Source organism: Ruegeria sp. D1(2025), assembly GCF_056536425.1.
In genome coordinates this window covers 712,272-731,136 of sequence record NZ_JBQFPO010000001.1, presented here as the reverse complement: position 1 = coordinate 731,136, position 18,865 = coordinate 712,272, and the positions used below count along the sequence as shown (strand labels likewise).

22 protein-coding genes and 1 other RNA gene are annotated in these 18,865 nt (G+C 56.3%); 10 read left to right on the top strand and 13 right to left on the bottom strand.

Features of this window, described 5'->3' with window-relative positions:
• Positions 1–63: 63 nt before the first annotated feature.
• From ACR1XU_RS03755 to ACR1XU_RS03745, 3 genes are all read left to right on the top strand, one after another.
• A complete protein-coding gene (locus ACR1XU_RS03755; protein ID WP_480906335.1) occupies positions 64–1,266 on the top strand; it encodes a hypothetical protein in 1,203 nt (400 codons plus the stop codon).
• Positions 1,263–2,612 (top strand): cytochrome P450, encoded by a 1,350-nt coding sequence (locus ACR1XU_RS03750; protein ID WP_480811521.1) that lies wholly within the window; start codon positions 1,263–1,265, stop codon positions 2,610–2,612. Before ACR1XU_RS03755 ends, ACR1XU_RS03750 begins: the two co-directional genes overlap by 4 nt.
• A 72-nt stretch (positions 2,613–2,684) precedes the next feature.
• Positions 2,685–3,566 (top strand): fructose bisphosphate aldolase, encoded by an 882-nt coding sequence (locus ACR1XU_RS03745; RefSeq protein WP_480489802.1) that lies wholly within the window; start codon positions 2,685–2,687, stop codon positions 3,564–3,566.
• A 7-nt stretch (positions 3,567–3,573) separates the two neighbouring features.
• On the opposite strand, the gene ACR1XU_RS03740 is transcribed toward ACR1XU_RS03745, so the two are convergent.
• From ACR1XU_RS03740 to fumC, 4 genes are read right to left on the bottom strand one after another with little or no spacing between them, the layout of a single operon-like run.
• Positions 3,574–4,176, bottom strand: a complete 603-nt coding sequence (locus ACR1XU_RS03740) for a DNA-3-methyladenine glycosylase I (RefSeq protein WP_480906330.1) — start codon at positions 4,174–4,176, stop codon at positions 3,574–3,576.
• A gap of 58 nt (positions 4,177–4,234) precedes the next feature.
• Complete coding sequence (locus ACR1XU_RS03735) at positions 4,235–4,456, bottom strand: ribbon-helix-helix domain-containing protein (protein ID WP_480906327.1); 222 nt, start codon at positions 4,454–4,456, stop codon at positions 4,235–4,237.
• On the bottom strand, positions 4,453–4,629 hold the full coding sequence (locus ACR1XU_RS03730; protein WP_170676995.1) for a DUF4169 family protein: 177 nt from the start codon (positions 4,627–4,629) through the stop codon (positions 4,453–4,455). The genes ACR1XU_RS03735 and ACR1XU_RS03730 overlap by 4 nt, the downstream gene beginning before the upstream one ends.
• Positions 4,629–6,023 carry a class II fumarate hydratase gene (gene fumC / locus ACR1XU_RS03725; RefSeq protein ID WP_480906325.1) on the bottom strand — a complete coding sequence of 465 codons (1,395 nt, stop codon included), beginning with the start codon at positions 6,021–6,023 and terminating at the stop codon, positions 4,629–4,631. Before fumC ends, ACR1XU_RS03730 begins: the two co-directional genes overlap by 1 nt.
• A 255-nt stretch (positions 6,024–6,278) precedes the next feature.
• Between fumC and ACR1XU_RS03720 the strand changes: the two genes are divergently transcribed.
• Complete coding sequence (locus ACR1XU_RS03720; RefSeq protein WP_480440515.1) at positions 6,279–6,794, top strand: hypothetical protein; 516 nt, start codon at positions 6,279–6,281, stop codon at positions 6,792–6,794.
• 39 nt (positions 6,795–6,833) lie between these two features.
• Here ACR1XU_RS03720 and ACR1XU_RS03715 read toward each other — a convergent pair whose 3' ends face one another.
• From ACR1XU_RS03715 to ACR1XU_RS03675, 9 genes are all read right to left on the bottom strand, one after another.
• A complete protein-coding gene (locus ACR1XU_RS03715) occupies positions 6,834–7,292 on the bottom strand; it encodes an SspB family protein (RefSeq protein WP_321253078.1) in 459 nt (152 codons plus the stop codon).
• 76 nt (positions 7,293–7,368) lie between these two features.
• Complete coding sequence (gene chrA / locus ACR1XU_RS03710) at positions 7,369–8,622, bottom strand: chromate efflux transporter (protein ID WP_480906321.1); 1,254 nt, start codon at positions 8,620–8,622, stop codon at positions 7,369–7,371.
• Positions 8,622–9,434, bottom strand: coding sequence for a chromate resistance protein ChrB domain-containing protein (locus ACR1XU_RS03705; protein ID WP_480906319.1), 813 nt, complete (start codon positions 9,432–9,434; stop codon positions 8,622–8,624). The genes chrA and ACR1XU_RS03705 overlap by 1 nt, the downstream gene beginning before the upstream one ends.
• 127 nt (positions 9,435–9,561) lie before the next feature.
• A complete protein-coding gene (locus tag ACR1XU_RS03700) occupies positions 9,562–9,993 on the bottom strand; it encodes an ester cyclase (protein ID WP_170615095.1) in 432 nt (143 codons plus the stop codon).
• A gap of 93 nt (positions 9,994–10,086) precedes the next feature.
• Positions 10,087–10,433: a transfer-messenger RNA gene (gene ssrA / locus ACR1XU_RS03695) on the bottom strand.
• A gap of 36 nt (positions 10,434–10,469) precedes the next feature.
• Positions 10,470–10,832 (bottom strand): DUF4345 family protein, encoded by a 363-nt coding sequence (locus ACR1XU_RS03690; protein ID WP_170806303.1) that lies wholly within the window; start codon positions 10,830–10,832, stop codon positions 10,470–10,472.
• Between the two features lie 62 nt (positions 10,833–10,894).
• Positions 10,895–11,545, bottom strand: coding sequence for a hypothetical protein (locus tag ACR1XU_RS03685; RefSeq protein ID WP_170806304.1), 651 nt, complete (start codon positions 11,543–11,545; stop codon positions 10,895–10,897).
• Between the two features lie 13 nt (positions 11,546–11,558).
• Positions 11,559–12,959, bottom strand: coding sequence for a selenium-binding protein SBP56-related protein (locus ACR1XU_RS03680; protein ID WP_480523997.1), 1,401 nt, complete (start codon positions 12,957–12,959; stop codon positions 11,559–11,561).
• A 128-nt stretch (positions 12,960–13,087) separates the two neighbouring features.
• Positions 13,088–13,819 carry a FadR/GntR family transcriptional regulator gene (locus ACR1XU_RS03675; protein ID WP_170806306.1) on the bottom strand — a complete coding sequence of 244 codons (732 nt, stop codon included), beginning with the start codon at positions 13,817–13,819 and terminating at the stop codon, positions 13,088–13,090.
• Positions 13,820–13,905: 86 nt separating this feature from the next.
• Between ACR1XU_RS03675 and ACR1XU_RS03670 the strand changes: the two genes are divergently transcribed.
• From ACR1XU_RS03670 to frr, 6 genes are all read left to right on the top strand, one after another.
• Positions 13,906–14,697 carry a DUF2182 domain-containing protein gene (locus ACR1XU_RS03670; protein WP_480906315.1) on the top strand — a complete coding sequence of 264 codons (792 nt, stop codon included), beginning with the start codon at positions 13,906–13,908 and terminating at the stop codon, positions 14,695–14,697.
• A gap of 4 nt (positions 14,698–14,701) precedes the next feature.
• The gene (locus ACR1XU_RS03665) at positions 14,702–15,406 is read left to right on the top strand and encodes a DUF1326 domain-containing protein (protein WP_170615090.1); all 705 of its coding nucleotides are present in this window, start codon (positions 14,702–14,704) and stop codon (positions 15,404–15,406) included.
• Positions 15,406–15,912: a DinB family protein gene (locus ACR1XU_RS03660; RefSeq protein ID WP_480906459.1), complete on the top strand. Its 507-nt coding sequence runs from the start codon at positions 15,406–15,408 to the stop codon at positions 15,910–15,912. Before ACR1XU_RS03665 ends, ACR1XU_RS03660 begins: the two co-directional genes overlap by 1 nt.
• Positions 15,913–17,016 carry a dimethylsulfoniopropionate demethylase gene (locus ACR1XU_RS03655; protein ID WP_480906312.1) on the top strand — a complete coding sequence of 368 codons (1,104 nt, stop codon included), beginning with the start codon at positions 15,913–15,915 and terminating at the stop codon, positions 17,014–17,016.
• Positions 17,017–17,111: 95 nt separating this feature from the next.
• Complete coding sequence (gene acuI / locus ACR1XU_RS03650; RefSeq protein WP_170824553.1) at positions 17,112–18,107, top strand: acryloyl-CoA reductase; 996 nt, start codon at positions 17,112–17,114, stop codon at positions 18,105–18,107.
• A 185-nt stretch (positions 18,108–18,292) separates the two neighbouring features.
• Entirely contained in the window at positions 18,293–18,856 is a 564-nt protein-coding gene (gene frr, locus ACR1XU_RS03645; RefSeq protein WP_170618994.1) for a ribosome recycling factor, read from the top strand.
• The last annotated feature ends 9 nt before the right edge of the window (positions 18,857–18,865 follow it).

Sequence of the window (18,865 nt, the reverse complement as noted above, 5' to 3'; positions counted from 1 at the left end):
TTTTCCGATCCATCTTACCTTGGCCGTAATGCTGCGCTAACCTGCGTCGCAGAAGGTACGAGCATGAGCAGTCAGAAAAACCAGTTGCAGGTGCGCAAGCGCCGGGTGTTCTACATTCCGGGATACGATCCCATTCACCCGCGTCGATACCGCGAGCTTTACCGAAGGGAAGGGCGCGCACAGGGTGAAATTTCCGGCTATGACATTTCGTTGTCGGCCCGAACGAATGACGGTCCATATGGCTGGCATGTTTCCTCATGTCAGGACGGGCTTGCGGTCGATACCGATTTTGAAGTTCTGGTTTGGTCAGACATTGTCCGCGACAGCATGGATACCTCGATAGCCGCGACTTATCTTCAATTGGCGCGGACGGTCTGGATCTACCTGTCCACGGGGGCAATTTGGCGCCTGATGCGCTTGCGCAAAGGCCCGGTAATTGCAGCGCTTTACCCGGTGGGCATGTTGCTGGCGCAATTGATGGCGGCTTTTGGCGTGGTCTGGGCTGGTTTTACCTTGCTGGGTTGGCCCGGTCTGGCAGCGGGGCTTTTGGTGGCGCTTGTATTGCTGCGCTGGTTTCGAAAAATCGATAATCGGCTGTTTGCCTATTACCTGATGCATGACTACGCCTACTCCTCGCGCGAATGGGGCGGTGTGTCGCCGGAAATGCAATCTCGAATGCGCCAGTTTGTTGAACTGATCGGGCAAGCTATGGAAACAGAAGTGGACGAGGTTCTGGTGGTCGGGCACAGCTCGGGCGCGCATCTGGGCGTATCGGTTCTGGCCGACCTATTGCGGTCAGAACCCGTGTCCGAAGACGGACCTGTGTTATCCTTTCTGACATTGGGGCAGGTGGTCCCTATGGTGTCCTTTCTGCCCGATGCCCATCAGTTGCGCAGTGATCTACAATTCATGTCGTCCAGGACAGACCTGACTTGGATCGATGTCTCGGCCCCAGGCGACGGCTGCGCATTTGCCTTGTGCGATCCTGTGTGCGTCAGCGGCGTCGCCGGATCTGATAAGCGTTGGCCTTTGGTTCTGTCTGCTGCGTTCACGCAAACCCTTTCAGCAGACCGTTGGAAGGCATTACGCTGGCGGTTTTTTCGACTGCATTTTCAATATCTCTGCGCCTTCGACGAGCCCGGCGATTATGACTATTTCCGTATCACTGCCGGGCCACTGACATTGGGGGAACGGTTTCGCAACCGGGCACCATCGCGTTCGCGGATCGAAGAGGCGGTGTCAGGTTACACGTCGGTGCACTCGTGACCCCACCAAAACCCGTCTCTCGTCCCGACAAGGTGTCTTTGTGGCGCTATCTGAAGCTCTTTCGTCAGGATATCCTCTCGGCACAACCGCAACGCTTGTATCGGGCCTGGATGGCCGAGTTCAGGACGCCGTTCTTCCGGTCTTTCATGATCAATCAGCCTGAACTCATTGATTTGGTGCTGAAACAACGCCCCGACGATTTTCCGAAATCAGGCCGGATCAGCGAGGGATTGCGCCCGCTGCTGGGCGACTCCGTTTTCCTGACCAATGGCGAAACCTGGAAACGCCAACGCCGCATCATTGATCCGGCGTTTGAGGGGGGGCGGTTGAAGGATACGTTTCCGGCCATGTATGCAGCGGCGCAGGCCAGTGTTGACCGACTGCGAACGCGCGGCGGCCGCGACGTCGAATGCGAAGAAATCACCAGCCACGCGGCCGCAGATGTTATCTTTCGTACTTTGTTCTCTGTTCCGATCGAACACACCGTGGCGACACAGGTGTTTGACAAGTTTCGCACCTATCAGCGGGAACAACCGCTGCTGAACCTTGCGGCCTTTGTACCTGTCCCTAGCTGGGTGCCCCGGTTTCATTCCCGCAAGACCCGCAGGACAGCGCGGGAAATCAGGAACCTGATTGCGCACCTCACGGACGAGCGGGCGGAGGCAATAGCCCTGGGGAAAGCACCCGATGACCTTGCAACCAAGATCATGACCAGGCCGGACCCGGAAACGGGGCGTTGTTTCGGGACGCAGGAGATGATCGACCAGGTGGCCATCTTCTTTCTGGCCGGGCATGAAACCAGCGCCTCGGCACTGGCCTGGGCACTTTACCTGATGGCGCTGTATCCGGAATGGCAGGATAAGGTCGCGGCAGAGGCGACGGCATTGGACGATCCTTCATTTGCCGCCGTTTCAGGCTTGAAGCTCAGTCGCAGTGTGTTTCGCGAGACCCTGCGCCTTTATCCACCCGTGCCCATGATGGTGCGAGAAGCCACCTGTCCCGAGCGTTTCAGAGATCGGGATGTCCCGCAGGGATCGCAAATTGTTATCAGCCCGTGGCATTTGCACCGTCATGAGCGCCTGTGGGAAAACCCGGATGCCTTTGATCCAGCGCGGTGGGAGACGGAAAACGGCAAGACCTGCCAGCGGAACGCCTTCATTCCCTTCTCCGCCGGATCGCGGGTTTGTACCGGGGCAGGGTTTGCGATGATTGAAGGGCCGCTGATCCTGTCGATGCTAATAAAGCACTATCGGTTTGAGCCAGTGACCGGACGCGATCCTGTTCCGGTCGCGCATCTGACGGTTCGCTCGAAAGACGGGATATGGCTGCGGCTGGTTGAGCGCTAACAAACTACCATCGGTCAACGCCTTGTTGTATGCGATGGAAAACACGGAATCATTATTGAACGGGAAACAGATATGTCCAAAGCAGAACAGCGCGCGCAAATGTCCGACGGTGCAGGTTTCATCGCGGCACTGGATCAAAGCGGCGGTTCTACACCCAAGGCGCTGGCGCTTTATGGTGTTGAAGCCTCGGACTACACCTCGGAAGAAGAGATGTTCGGAGAAATCCAGAAGATGCGCGCACGCATCATTCTGGCAGACGACTTCACCAAAGCTAAGGTGATTGGCGCTATCCTGTTCGAACGCACCCTGAACGAGGAAATCGAAGGCCGCAAAGTCGCCGATTTTCTGTGGTCGGCCAAGGGCATCGTTCCATTTCTGAAAATCGACAAGGGACTGGAGGATCAGGCCAACGGCGTTCAGATGATGAAACCGATCCCCGGTCTGGCAGAAACGCTGGCCAAGGCCGATGGTGTCTTTGGAACAAAAGAACGCTCGGTCATTCACGAGGCCAACGCAGAAGGTATTGCCGCTGTTGTGGCTCAACAGTTTGACGTCGCACGCGAGGTGATCAGCGCGGGCATGGTTCCGATTGTCGAACCCGAGGTGAACATTCATTCGGAAACCAAGGCCGAGGCTGAGAGCATCCTGAAAGCCGAGATCCTCAAGAACCTGGACCAGTTGGCCGAGGGCCAGGACGTCATGCTGAAGCTGACGATCCCAAGCGAGGCCAATCTGTATGACGAAGTGGCAGATCACCCGCGGGTTCTGCGGGTTGTGGCCCTGTCAGGCGGCTATTCCACAAAACAGGCCTGCGACCTGTTGAACCAGAATGGAAAGATGATCGCTTCCTTCTCGCGCGCGCTGACCGAAGGTCTCTCAAAACAGCAGTCCGATGCCGACTTCAACGCGGCCCTGGGCGGCAATATCGACAAGATCTATCAGGCTTCGGTCTGACTCGTATCTAATTCGGCTTCTTGAAATCGCGGCGCATTTGCGCCGCTTTTTCACGCATGATGCAGCCTTCGGCGTGATCGTTGACCAACCCCATAGCCTGCATGAACGCGAAAACGGTGGTGGGGCCCACGAACTTCCATCCGCGCTTCTTCAGGTCTTTCGACATTGCGACCGATTCCGGTGATGTAGAGACGGTTTGTGGCGGTATGGGAGTTTCAGCCTCATACCGCCAGACATACGCGGCCAGAGAACCCTCAACCTTGATCAGTTCCTGAGCACAACGGGCGTTGTTGATGACAGCCTCTATTTTGCCGCGGTGCCGGATGATGCCCGCATTCTGCAAAAGGCGTTCAACGTCTGCTTCAGTAAACTCTGCCATCCTGTTGAAATCAAAGCCGCAAAACGCTTCCCGGAAATTTTCGCGCTTTGACTGGATGGTGCGCCAACTCAGTCCCGACTGAAAACTCTCAAGGCACAATTTTTCGAATAGACGCTGGTCGTCTGATACCGGATAGCCCCATTCCTGATCATGATAGTCAAAGAACTCCCGCGCGGCCTGACACCAGGCGCAGCGCGGTTGACCGTCAGGCCCGGTGATCGTTTTGCTCATGTCTGTACCTATTTTGTTCCAACTCAAGGTACACTTGGCTGCCAAACCTTTACAAGCCTCAATCCCGGTTGCGATACCAGTTCAGAACAAAGACTCGAATGGCGGAAGCCAAACCTGTTTCAGGATTGCGGGCCGCATCAATTTCCGCCGCCAAGAAATTGATAGGCTTATCTTTTTCCCGTGCGATGTCGCGGAACGCGCGCCAGAATTCGTCTTCCAAAGAAACCGAAGTGCGGTGCCCCTGAAGGGTCAGCGAGCGTTTGACCGGGCGGCCACTCATTCCTTCAGCTCGTGATTGTCGAGGTCACGCTTCTGTTTGTCTTGTCGAAGCCTGACAACCTCTTTTTCGGCCTTGGTTTGTCCAAAAGCCACAGCGTTTTGATCTGCGCGGGCCTTATTTTCAGCCCGCGCTTTCTGTTTTCGGTACCGGTTCAAATTTACCGGCTTGCCCATCAGTCTTTCGGGCCAATCATCTGTTCAGGGCGTACCACTGCGTCGAAAGAGGCCTCATCCACAAAGCCAAGTGCGATGGCTTCTTCCTTGAGGGTGGTACCGTTCTTGTGGGCAGTCTTGGCAACGGTCGTGGCATTGTCATAACCGATGGTCGGCGCAAGCGCAGTGACCAGCATCAGCGATTCCGTCATCAGCTTTTCGATGCGCGACTCGTTGGCCTTGATGCCCAGCAGCATCCGTTCGGTAAAGCTGTCAGCGGCGTCGCCGAGCAATTGAATGGATTGCAACAGATTGTAGGACATCATCGGGTTGTAGACGTTCAGCTCGAAATGACCCTGGCTGCCAGCGAACTTGATTGCGGCGTCGTTACCCATGACATGGGCGGCCACCTGCGTCAGCGCCTCGGCCTGGGTCGGGTTTACCTTGCCCGGCATGATCGACGAACCCGGTTCGTTTTCCGGCAGGATCAGTTCGCCCAGCCCCGACCGGGGACCGGAGCCCAGAAAGCGGATGTCGTTGGCGATCTTGTAGCAACTACCGGCAATCGTGGCCAAAGCCCCCGACAGGAACACCATCGCGTCATGCGCGGCCAGTGCTTCGAACTTGTTGGGTGCCGTGACAAAGGGCAGGCCGGTGATTTCGGCCATGTTTGCGGCAACCGCCTGGTCCCAACCGTGTTGTGTGTTCAGACCGGTACCAACAGCGGTACCACCTTGCGCCAATTCATAAATGCCCGGCATTGCGGCATGCACACGGGCAATTCCCTGGCGAATCTGATGGGCGTACCCGCCGAACTCCTGCCCCAGGGTCAGGGGCGTCGCATCCTGCGTATGCGTGCGTCCGATCTTGATGATGTCCTTGAATTCCTCGGCCTTCTGCTCGAGCCCGGATGCCAGCTTTTCAAGACCCGGCAGCAGGACGTCACGAACGCTCATTGCTGTTGCGATGTGCATCGCAGTGGGGAAGGTATCGTTGGATGACTGCCCCATGTTGCAGTGATCGTTCGGATGCACTGGCTCTTTCGATCCGATAACGCCCCCCAGAATCTCGATGGCACGGTTCGCGATGACCTCGTTCGAGTTCATGTTCGACTGGGTGCCGGATCCGGTTTGCCAAACGACCAGAGGGAAGTTGTCATCAAACCTGCCCTCGATCACTTCTCCGGCCGCCTGAATGACCGCGTCCGCAATTTTCGCATCCAGCTTACCGGTGGCTTTGTTCTGCATCGCGCAAGCTTTTTTGATCACACCCAGCGCGCGAACGATGGCAACCGGCTGCTTTTCCCACCCGATCGGGAAGTTCATGATCGAACGCTGTGTCTGAGCGCCCCAATACTTGTCAGCGGGCACTTCCAACGGGCCAAAACTGTCGGATTCGGTGCGGGTCTGAGACATCTGTCACTCCGTCATGTATGCAATTGTATGCCGTTTAGCGCCAAGCGGGTTGCAACGCAATCGGCCAGTTGCGCGCACCTTAAACTCAAGGGTGACAAAGGTATAGGCAGAGAGCAGCGACAATTTTGTTGTCGGCGGGCGCATCCGTCCCATTGTGCCCGCGTCATGCTGAGCTACAATATAAGCATTATTGCGATGGAGGATCTGATGCACGTTTTCCGCACGACATTTTCCCCGACACTTGTCGCAATAGTGATGTGTGCTTTTGCGTGGGTGCTTGTTTCCAGCCATCCGGCGCAGGCGTCAAGCATCGCGCCGTTTTTGGGTGATTATACTGGGTCAGCCAATCTCGTGGACGAAGACGGGAGCGAGACGCCCAGAGACATGAGCGTTTCAATTCACGAAACCGACAACGGCTTCAATGTGAGTTGGACGACGACCACCTACAAGGCTGACGGGCGGATCAAGGAACAGAAATTCTCGATCGACTTTCAGCCGTCGGACCGGCCAGACGTGTTTTCTGCTGCGATGAAACGCAACGTGTTCGGGCACGAGGTTCCCCTGGACCCCATGAAAGGAGAGCCATTTGTCTGGGGGCGTATTGATGGCGAAACGCTGACCGTGTTTTCCCTTTTTATCTCGGAAACAGGTGGGTACGAATTGCAGCAATTTGACCGAACCCTGGCCGAAGGCGGTTTGAACCTGTCGTTTTCGCGGTTTCGCGATGGGGTTAAATCCCGTTCGGTGGAAACGTTTCTGAAAAAAGAATAACCCCGCCAAAGGCGGGGTCTGTTGCACGCGGAAGCTTGGTTATTTCCTGAAACTGTCCAGGGAAACCACATCCGCGTCATGCGGCTCATCCGGTTCTTCGACCTCGATGATTTCTTCGATATCTTCGTCCGTTTCTTCCTCGTCTTCCGGACTTTCGAAACGCAGCCCGAATTCGACTGAGGGATCAACAAATGTCTTGATGGCCGTGTACGGAATATAAAGCGGTTCAGGCGCATCACCAAAATTCAAAGTGATGGAAAACCCTGCATCGCCCACTTCAAGGTTTTCGAACCAATGCTGCATGACGATCGTCATTTCCTGCGGATAGCGTTGGCGCAACCAATCGGCCAGTTCAACACCATCATGCCGGGTATCGAAGGTGATGAAAAAGTGGTGCGCACCTGGCAGTCCATGTTCCGAAACGCCGGTCAAAACCGTTTTGATCAGACCGCGCATGGCGGTGTGCATCAGGTTTCCATAGTCGATGTCTTGCGACATGTGTCATCCTCAAAAGTGGTAGCGTCTAGCATAGGGGATTTCAAAGGAAACGAAAGGCCGCGTTACACCTGATTGTTCATAGGAGGTTCAGTAAAATTCCGGCGCAGGCCATCAGACCCAAAGTCGGAACCATCCCGATTTTTAGGCGGAAAATCAACATTCCGGCAGCTAGCGTCAGAATCAATGCAGCGACGTCCAAAGTCGAAATATCGGGTACGGGAATTGATACAGGACCCAGAGTTCTTTCCGGAACTTGTCCAAATAGAACATTGAGGGCAAACCACAAGGATAGGTTGAGAATCACCCCCACAACCGCAGCGGTAATCCCGTGCAGGGCCGCAGACAGGCGCGGGCGGGCTGCCAGGTGATCCAGGAACGGCGCTGCCAGAAAAATCCACAGAAAGCAGGGAACAAACGTGGCCCAAAGGGCCACGGCACCCGCCGCGATAGCCATCGATGCGCCCCCTGACAACTGACCCGTCAACATGGCCACGAATTGAGTCACCAAAATCAATGGGCCCGGTGTCGTTTCAGCCAGACCAAGCGCATCGATCATCTGGTCCGTGCTGATCCATTGATATGTATCGACGACTGTTTGCGTCATGTATGCCAGAACGGCATAGGCACCACCAAAAGTCACAACTGCGAGGCGCGCAAAGAACCACCCCAGATCGCTGAGAAGTTGCTGCCCCGTCAGGGTCAGAACAGCCAAGGGCCCAAGCCAGAGGGTCAGCCAAATCACCGCAGTTCTGATCGGACGGGACATGGTCAGGGCAGCTGGCGCGGGTGTCGAAGGGTGCTGACCTTTGAAGGTCGCGAAGCCCCAGAGAGCGGCTGCAAATATGATAAGTGGAAACGGCAGGTTAAGTGCAAAAATTGCCAGAAAGCCCAGCAAAGCAAGCATGCGATGTTCGGCATCGGACAGAGCCTTTCGCGACAGGTTTCGCAAAGCCTGCAGTACGATGACGATTACGGTCGCCTTGATGCCCAGAAACCCGGCCTGTACAACCTGAAGTTCTCCAAAGGCGACATAAAGACCAACCAGAACCGCAATGATGATGGCGCCAGGTATGACGAAAAGGCCACCCGCGATCAATCCGCCAAGCAAACCGCGCAGGCGCCAGCCGGCAAAGGTTGCAAGCTGCATCGCCTCGGGCCCCGGTAGCAACATGCATAAGGACAAAGCGCGCAAATAGCTTTGTTCGTCCAGCCATGGTCTGCGTTCGACCAGTTCCTGATGCATAAGTGAAATCTGTGCTGCGGGACCACCAAACGACAGCAGCCCAATCCGGCCGAAAACCCGGATCAATTCGGAATAGTCGGGTGTCATTATTTTTGCTCGCCGGGCCAGTTATGGCCTTCTTCATACCCGTCCCGGGCCCAACGGTACAGCGCATCATACAGAGCAAGGCCAGCTAACAGGTTCTCATGATCATCCCGGTATTGGCGGGACAGGCCAACGGAAAGAGCGAGCAGACCGGCCGCCTCGGGTGCGAGACCGTGACGATCTGTGTCTGCCGCCCGGACAACAGTCGCCATCCGGTCAAGCGCGGGCATGTGAAGGTCGAACTTGTCCAGCATTGTGTCAAAGGTGCATTTGTCCCCGTCATGGCCCCAGACCGTGTTTTCAATATCAAATGGGGTGGCATTGAATATTCTGGCCGCTTCCTTCACTTCCGACGGCGCGACAAACAGAAAACGCGCATTGGGGTCGACAAAACGCCGGATCAGCCAAGGGCATGCGATGCGGTCTATTTTGGGCCTGTGTCGGGTCACCCAAAGCGTCCGATTGTCAACCAGGGGCGGAATAGCGGAGTAGGGGACGCTTGGCGCCCCCGGCGTATCGCGCCAAGCCTGTATACCGCCCTCCAGAAACTCGGCCTGTTGTCCTTCGCTGCGCAGCCACGAAACTACGCCCTGGCTCAGCTTTTTGCCTTTTTGGCAAATGATTACACTGGAGCGCCCATCGACTGTCGCTATCAGGCCCTGCATGTCTGACGCGGAATGCCGTACCGAACCTGGAATCAGGACCGGGTCCGCTGCAAAGTCTTCCTCGAGGCAGATATCCACCAAAACCGGCGCTGTCGGTGTTCCGATCAGTCGCAGCAGTTGTTTGGGGGTGATGGAATTTGGCGCAGCCATGGCATGTCTCCTGTCGCGTTCGGATACATGCGAAACTTGGGCTGACGCCTCACGGGGCGTTCGCAATGTTACCCCATACCCTTTGCTAACGTGGAACGGCTTTCATGGTCAAGGTCGCAGGTTTTGGTCAGGCCCAGTCCAGTCGTTGTCCGGTCATGCAGACGGGCAGGGTATCTTCGGGAAACTGTCCAAGCTGTTCAAAAAACGAAATAAAGTCGAACTGATTATAAGCCTCGACCATGTACCCGTCCTTGATACGCGCGATGACGCTTCCGCTTGCCTGCAGCGGTGCGCCATTGTCGGCGCGGGTCGTCTGCAAATGGACAATGGCAGAAACCCAATCACCGTCTTCGATTATCTTCGGCAGGTCGACTTTTATGTCGCCAAGGATGTGCCGGAATGCGGTCACCAGATCGCGGAAATCGTCAGCGCCGACCTGCATTTCCGGGATCAACCCCTCGGCCAGCGTGTCGGGGGCAAAGAACTGTCCGATGGCTTCGGTGTTGCCGTTTTCCCAAACCTCTGAATACCACTGCCTGAGCAATTCGGAATGTGACATCGCCGCTCTCCCTTCTGATGGAAGTGACGATGGCAAAAAGGAATGAACAATCTCTGAACAAGAGAGTGTTTCTGACCGGACAAATTGTATTGAAATGCAGGTTTCTGTTGCCAGGTACCTGCGAACCCCGCCTTACGCTGCTAGGCGCAAGGGCTTAAGTTTCGGTCTTGCTACTGCTTACGCAGCAACTGCAACCGGAGCACGATTGTCGTTTGCAATTGTACTATTTTCGCCGATAACGGTGGCAGACAGCCGAGACAAAGCTAACCCCTTTAGACGTTCGTCGATCCTGTTTCGGCCCCATGTTCCCCAAACGAAGGATATTGGTGGAGCCGCCGGGTACCGCCCCCGGGTCCGATCCGCTTATTACGAGCGCGTTTATGTCCATAGTCCCGAAGGACCCTTCATATATAGGTGACGTTCCGATCGGATGCAAATCCAGATTACAACTGACGCAATTGTTTCTTTTCAGATTGTTAAACTGATTTGTTCATGTTCGCCAGGATCAGCCAGATTGCCAACGCCAGTTCGATTCCGCCGAAAACCATCGCCTTGGCCAGTGGCGGGTTGTCCAGTGCAATCGATACGAACCGGCCCAATGCCGCGCCGGCATAGACCACGCCAAGCATCGTGTAGGCCATTGGGCTATTGAACCACAAAACAGCAAGGCCGGTGACTACGAACAATCCGCCAACTGAAGCGCGCATCTCGCTCAGGCCCATGGTGCTGTTTGTTGGGGCTAAATCCAGTGAAGCCGCAGTCCAGGCCGGAGCCAGAAAGCCGAAAAGGCCAAAGCCGATTGTCAGTATCGCGGCAAGCGTATTCAGGGTCGGGGTCATTCCGGTCTCATGTCGTTTTTGTTGAAAGGGAGAGTAATGCGCATATTCGGAAAGGAAAGAATCTAAATTGCCGACCACAGGCCCAGTATCCCCACAAGGATAAGGCTAAGTGCCCAGATGAGTTCGAGGTTGAACCAACTGCGTGACAGGAATTGCAGACCCAGCCAGCGATAGACGGCATAGGCCAGAATGCCTCCGCCCAAAACCATCGCTGCTGTGTGAAGCGCGGCAACGGCCAGCACCAGAAGACCGTTGGTCGTCATGATCTCGGAAACCGCACGATGCCCGGCGTCCAGCTCATCCAGATTGCAAAGTCCCAGATAGATTGGAACCAACATCAGCGCGGCGCCATGGGCCAGAGCGACAAGAAATGACCATAACGCCAGCTTGCCTGGAGGAACTCGGGAGAGGGCGCGGGGGTGGCGACGAACAATCGCGATGTAAAGGCCCATAGTGATGACGATCAGGGCCGCGCCGATCCTTATTTCGCGCTGGTAATCCACCAAAACCGCCATCAGCGCGAACGGCAGCAAGACCCCGAGCATGGCGAGAAAGTGCCCCCCAGCCAAGGCAGTCAGCGCCCGCCAAAGGGCCGATTGCTTCTGCTCCATCAATGCCGCTGAAACGGCCAGCGGCCAGCCCATGCCGGGGTTCAGGCCGTGATATGCACCGCTAAGCACAACGGCCAGCCACAGGCCGGCCGTTGATGTCATCAGGAACTCCAAATCAGACGGACGGGTAGCAGAAACTGTCCGTCGAACAGTCGCCGCCCTCAAGCCGGATCTGGTGGCTGCGATAGCCCTTGGGGAAGTCGACCCAGAACTTCGGGTCCAGTGTCAGGCCGCCATTGTCACCGACATCGGCCTTGACCATGGCTGCGCCGCGTTCGCCCGGATAGAACTGATCATCCCAGGTGGAGTACAGCGAGTTGGTCCAGTAGACGCGTTTGCCATCCCGGCTGATCTCAACCATCTGCGGTCCGTAACCAAAGTCATTGCCGTTGGGATGCTTGGTCTTTTTGACGATCCCGCCGATCTCGACCTTGCCGGCCAGGGTCGGGTTCATCGGGTCCGACACATCGTATTGATGCATCTCACCGGTGCCCCAACAGGCAACATAAAGGTACTTGTCGTCCAGACTCAGATCGATATCCGTGACCAGAGGCGGAACGGCCGAGAACCCCTTGAGAAGATCGGGAAGATCATCGGGATCAGCGGGTTGCGGATCGATTGTGATGGTCTTCTTGGCTTCGAACGTTCCGTCGTCATTGCGCCACCAGGTGAAGATGGCACCTTGAAGATTAGTGGTATCCACCACAACGCCACAGAAGCCGTGTTGCTTGACCGGATCATGCGCCGGGCGGATTTCCAACGCCATCTGATGGTTTTCACCCAGATCGATAGTTTGGATATTCGTGCGGCTGCGCAGGTTCCAGAAATGGATGCGGTGGCCGTACTTGTTCGACAACAGATCCTCGGCCACGATCCCGTTTTCAAACTGCGGCGGCAGCGCCCATTCGGAACTGACCATGTAATCACGCGGCAGGTTCCACCAGAAGTCATAGTGTTTGTCCTGAACCCCGCGTTCGATTTCATATCGGCCTATGATCTCGAAGCTTTCGCAATCCATGATGAAGATACCCGGCGGGCCGTCTGTGCCGTCTTTGCCACCGCCACCCAATGTGCTGACGTAGATGCCTTCGGGGCCGCAGTGAATGGTATGAGGCCGGGAATATCCCGTCTTGGCAAAAACTTCCTCGGGTTCGATGATCTTGTGAATCTTCGCTTCCAGCGGGTTTTTGACATCGATGATGTAAATGCGGCTGGACCGTATGCCGGGAATAATAAGATAGCGGCGTTCTAGAAATGCATGGCCGCTGAGCGGCGACAGCGATGATGAGCATGCGTTCCAGCCGAAATGGTGAAACTCGTCACCCTTTTCGGGCATGATCACCTGATGAACGATTTTCCCGTAATCCGCCGAAGTCGGATCGACGTTAACGACAGCCAGACCATCCGGTTGCGAAAAGTCGGGGCTGAGCATCAGCGTGAAGGCCAGAGTTTCCGTTGGGCCCTCCATCGCCAGCTTGGCGGATGGGTAAAAGGTTGGGTCCGGTCTTTGGTTCATAACGTCCTCCCGTAAGTAATTGTAATTCAATTTGCATTGAGAGATCCGGTCTTCATGCCGGCTGTCATGCTGCCTGCCCGAGTGTCGTTTTCGTCTGCCTCCTCCGTCAAGCTTTATCTGATGCGAAATCAGGCTGGGTTGCGTCGGCGTTCAGCCACATCATGGGCCAGTTGCCTCGTGTAGGTTTCCAGTTCGACGAGCGTTCGGTCCACCGCCACTGCATCCCGCGCCTCAATCGAATCGGCGATCCGGTTGTGCAGCGCGATGATCTCTTCCCGGGACCGGGCGGAGAAGGTGATCATATTCATCAGCGGCTGCATCGCTTCGACCGCACCCGCCAACTGGTAGGACAAAACCGGATTGCCTGCGGCGTCGACCAAAGCGCGATGAAAGGCAACATCCGAGGCACAAAAGGCTTCATCCGTCAGCCCGGGTTGTGACTGACGATAGATTTCGGCCCGCATCGTGGCCAGGTGGTCCGGGGTGTGACGCTCTGCCGAAAGGGCGGCACAGGCCCGCTCGAGCGCGTAACGGGCTTCGCAGGCGATGTCGAAACTGACAGCATTCATTGACAGCAACAGGGTCGAGGTGGTGACTTGCTGTGAATAGGCGTCCTCAAAGCTCAGTTTGTTGACAAAAGCACCACCCGAAGCGCCACGCTGGGTTCGGATAAGAGATTGCGCGGCGAGCCTTTTGAGCGCCTCGCGCACGGTCGGCCGCGAGACCTTAAACTGTTCCGACAACTCGGCCTCGGACGGAAGGCGCGCGTCGACAATCAACTCACCCGAGACAATGGCGTCGCGAATGGCCTGAGCGATCTGTGCCGACAAGTCTGCCGGTTTTTTGGGATCAACTTTCATGTCCGACACGCCAAAACTCAGTTTTTATTTGTCTGACATTTAAAAGTCTGACATTTGAAATGCAAGGACTGAGTCGGGAGGAGCGAGTGAGTCGCGCAGTTTTACGCAGCGGTCTTTGGCTGAGTTTCTACATCACGATCCTCTGGGCGTGGTGGATGATGTTCTCGATGAGCCGAGACATGGACCTCGATCTGATCGGGCGACCGGGTCCGATGGGCGAGGCGATGCGCGTGATGGACCCGCGCATGGACATGTATATGCCCATGGCGGAATTCGGTCCGCTGTTCTGGATGTGGGCTATCATGATGGCGGCCATGATGCTGCCGACTTTGGTTCCGACGCTGCGCAGTTACGATGATCTTATCCACAGCGCCAATGGAACGCGTGCCGGTTGGGTCGGCGTTTTGGCCGGGTATTTTTTGGTTTGGGTTGGATTTGCCGCCTTTATCGCCGCAGTTCAGCTTTCGCTGCTTTTTGGCGGCATAGTCGACATGCTCGGCATAGCCAAGTCCGGCTATCTCGGCGCTGGACTTATGATCGTTGTGGGCGCTTTTCAGTTCAGTCGCGTTAAAGAGGTGTGTCATGGTGTGTGTCACGCCCCGATGACGTACTTTCTTGGCCACTGGAAAACCGGTTTCTTGGGGGGTCTGCGGATGGGCCTTGGGCTGGGTGCATTTTGTGTCGGCTGTTGCTGGGGCTTCATGGCGCTGGGGTTTGTGGGCGGTGTCATGAGCCTGTTGTGGATGGGTCTGGCGACCCTGTTCATGGTTTTGGAAAAACTACCCCAGATCGGTCACGCGGTCACACGACCGCTGGGGTTCGCATTGATCGCGGGTGGTCTTCTTCTGCTCGTGTATCCTATCATTTACGGAGGGTAAGCTTATGGCTAAAAACAGAAAAAAGGATTCCGACAAGCTTCCAATCAGCCAGCGGATCGACAGTCGCATGCCGAACCCCAAACGCCGCGAGATGAGCCCGACGGACTGGTCCATCAAGGGTGAGCTGATCCTGAATTGCTCCTGCGATGTGTTTTGCCCCTGCGTGGTTTCGCTGGGCGCGCATCCCCCGACCGAGGGACACTGCCATGCCTGGATGGGTATCATCATTGATGAGGGGCACTATGAAGGTGAGGACCTGTCGGGCCTAAACGTGGGATTGCTGGTCGATATTCCCGGCCGTATGGGGGAAGGCCAGTGGAAAGTGGCCGCGTATGTGGACGAACGCGCCAGCGGCAAGGCGTATAACGGCTTGCTTCAGATATTCAGCGGGCAGGCCGGCGGAACGACCGGGCTTTTTACAATGCTGGTCAGTGAAATCATCGGGGCCGAGCGTGCTCCGGTCGAGATTGAGCGGGACGGTACCAAACGTCGCATCATGATCGGCCGGAAGATTCAGGGTGAAATTGAAATGCTGGCAGGCAAGGACCCCGAGCATCCGGTGATGGTCTCCAACTCGAAGTATTGGATGGGACCGGACATCATTGTCGCGAAGGGAAACAAATCAAAGGTTCGCGATTATGGCCGGGTCTGGGATTTTGGTGGCAAGTCCGCTGAAATCTGCCCCATCGACTGGCATGGGCCCAAATGATGATTACAGGTGCCTATGCGCGTCAAATGGCCAGATACAATAACTGGCAGAACAGCCAGTTAAAAGGATTCCTGCAAGCGCTGCCACAAGAAGAACTGACGCGTGAGCGTGGTGCGTTCTTTGGCTCGATCATGGGAACGGCCAACCATCTTTTGTGGGGTGACTGGATCTGGATTTCGCGCTTTGACAAGGGAACGGGACCGGGTGGCGGGATCCCGGAAAGCACTTCTGTCTGCGCTGGTCTGTCCGAATGGATGCCACTTCGTGAGACTGTTGATGTCCGTATTGCCAAATGGGCCGACGAGTTGGGTGACGACGTCTTGACCGGAGACTTTACCTGGTTTTCAGCCGCAAAAGAAGCTGATGTTACAAAGCCTTACGCGCAATGCGTCATCCACATGTTCAATCACCAGACCCATCATCGGGGACAGTTGCACAAGATGTTGACGGAAGCCGGCTCATCCGCGCCGGTCAGTGATCTGGTTTTTCTGCCGGAGGGTGCCTGAATGGCCCTGATTTCACCGTCACGCCGACTGCGCCGAACACCTTTTTCCGAAGGCGTCGAGGAAGCGGGTGTCAAAGCGTACACGGTTTACAACAGGATGTTGTTGCCGACGGTGTTCGAGTCGCTTGAAGCGGATTGTCGCCATCTCAAGACCCACGTTCAGGTTTGGGATGTTTCTTGCGAGCGTCAGATCGAGGTTCGCGGTTCTGAAGCGGCGCGCCTGCTGCAGATGCTCACCCCGCGTGATCTGAGCAGAATGGTGACCGGTCAGTGCTACTATGTTCCGATCGTGAACCAAGCCGGAGGTATGCTGAACGACCCCGTCGCGCTGAAATTGTCCGAAGACCGCTTTTGGATCTCGATAGCGGACAGTGACTTGTTGTTCTGGGTCAATGGCTTGGCGAATGGGCTTGCACTGGATGTTCAGGTTTGGGAACCGGATGTCTCGCCTCTGGCGATTCAAGGCCCAAAATCTGATGAGTTGATGGCGCGTGTTATCGGCGATGGGATCCGCGACATCCGGTTTTTCCGGTTCGGCCTGTTCCAGTTTCAAGGGCGCGATCTTGTTATCGCGCGGTCCGGATATTCGAAACAGGGCGGGTTCGAGGTTTATGTAGACGGCAGTGATATCGGTATGCCGCTATGGAACGCCCTTTTCCAAGCCGGGGAAGATCTGCATGTGCGCGCCGGTTGCCCAAACCTGATTGAACGCATCGAAGGCGGGCTTTTGTCTTATGGTAACGACATGACCCACGAAAACACCCCGCATGAATGCGGGTTGGGCAAGTTCTGCAATACGGACGTCGTGACGGAATGTGTGGGTCGGGACGCTCTGGTGACGGCCTCCGAGAAGGGTCCCAAACAGCAGATCCGGCCGGTCGCGATTGACGGCGATCCAGTACCCCCGTGCGACCGGGCCTGGCCAGCCTTCAGCGAAGGGAACAGGGTCGGGCAGGTCACATCGGCCGTCTGGTCGCCGGATTTCGAAACAAATGTTGCAATCGGAATGGTACACGCCAGCCATTGGGCTGCGGGTACGGAACTGGAAATTCAAACTTCACGGGGCATGCGCAAGGCGGTTGTTCAGGCCAAATTCTGGGCCTGACGGGCAGGGGCTATGCCCTCGTCACTGCATACCACCCCGAAAAATCTTACCAGGAAAATGCGATATCCTGGCTGTGAAAAGGAAAGGAAAGCACGATGTTCAATGCGTTGGTAATGGAGAAAGACGAAGAAAGCGGGTTGGCCAGTGCGTCGATCAAGGAACTGTCGATTGATGATCTGCCCAATGGCGACGTTACGATCGCCGTCGAATACTCGACCGTAAATTACAAGGACGGTCTGTGCTTGTCGTCCAAAGGCGGCGGGCTGGTCCGCAGCTATCCGCATATTCCGGGCATCGACTACGCAGGAACGGTCGAGACGTCCTCAGACAGCAGGTACAATCCGGGCGACAAAGTGGTTCTGACCGGCTGGCGCGTGGGTGAGGCCCATTGGGGCGGCTTTTCGCAGAAAGCCAACGCACTGGCCGACTGGCTGGTTCCGTTGCCCGATGGGTTGGACGCGCGGCAGGCGATGGCTGTGGGAACAGCTGGTTTCACTGCCATGCTTGCGGTCATGGCGCTGGAGGACCATGGCCTGCAGCCGGGTCAGGGTCCTGTACTGGTCACAGGCGCGGCCGGAGGCGTTGGGTCCGTGGCAACTGCGATACTGGCCAATCTAGGCTATGAAGTTGCCGCAGTAACGGGGCGCGCGGAAGCTGCCGACTATCTGAAATCTCTGGGCGCGACCACGATCGTTCCGCGCGAGGATCTGAACGAGACCACAAAACGCCCGCTGGAAAGCGAGACCTGGGCGGGCTGTATTGATGCGGTAGGCGGTGCGATGCTGGCCCGGGTTCTGGGACAGATGAAATATGGCGCATCGGTTGCCGCGGTTGGTCTGGCCGGTGGGGCGGCCCTGCCTGCGACGGTCATCCCGTTCCTGTTGCGGGGCGTCAACCTGTTGGGCATCGACAGCGTGATGCAGCCTTATGACAACAGGGTGCGCGCGTGGAAACGTATCGCGACAGACCTGCCCATGGAAAAACTGAACGCCATGGTACAGCCTGCGTCTTTGAGCGATTTGCCCAAACTTGGCGCGGATATTCTTCAAGGACAGGTTCAGGGCCGTGTTGTCGTTGATGTAAACGCGTGACGCACCCGGTGATTTTCTAACCGGCCAGCGCCAATGCTGGCCGGTTCTTTTGCCGAGGAAACACCTCAAAAATGCCGGAAACACCTCTGGTCATTGGCGCAATTCCGGCTCATCATTGCTATACATCCCATTTGCGATGGCTTAAGACCCATTCCAACAGTACCTGAAAACGGGGAGTGAGCAGCATGTCTGACGATTTTGAACTGGACACTGATGATTTGAAACGCCGCATGGACGGCGCAATGGCAAACCTGAAAACCGAATTTGCATCCCTGCGGACTGGCCGGGCATCAGCTTCGATGCTGGAGCCGATCATGGTAGATGCCTATGGTTCGCTGACCCCGATCAACCAGGTGGGTACCGTCAACGTGCCCGAACCCCGGATGGTCACCGTGAACGTGTGGGACAAGTCCCTTGTCGGCAAAGTGGAAAAAGCCATTCGGGAAAGTGGGTTGGGCATAAATCCTCAACTGAACGGCACCATCATCATGCTGCCGATCCCCGAGTTGAACGAAGAGCGTCGTCGCGAACTGGGCAAGGTTGCAGGGCAGTACGCTGAAAGCGCACGGATCTCCATTCGGAACGTGCGCCGGGATGGCATGGACCAGATCAAGAAGGCCAAGTCCGACGGCATGTCTGAAGACGACCAGAAATTCTGGGAGACCGAAGTGCAGGATCTGACCGACGAGATGATTAAATCGGTTGATACCGCGCTAGAGACCAAACAGGCAGAAATTATGCAGGTCTGAGCCGGAAGA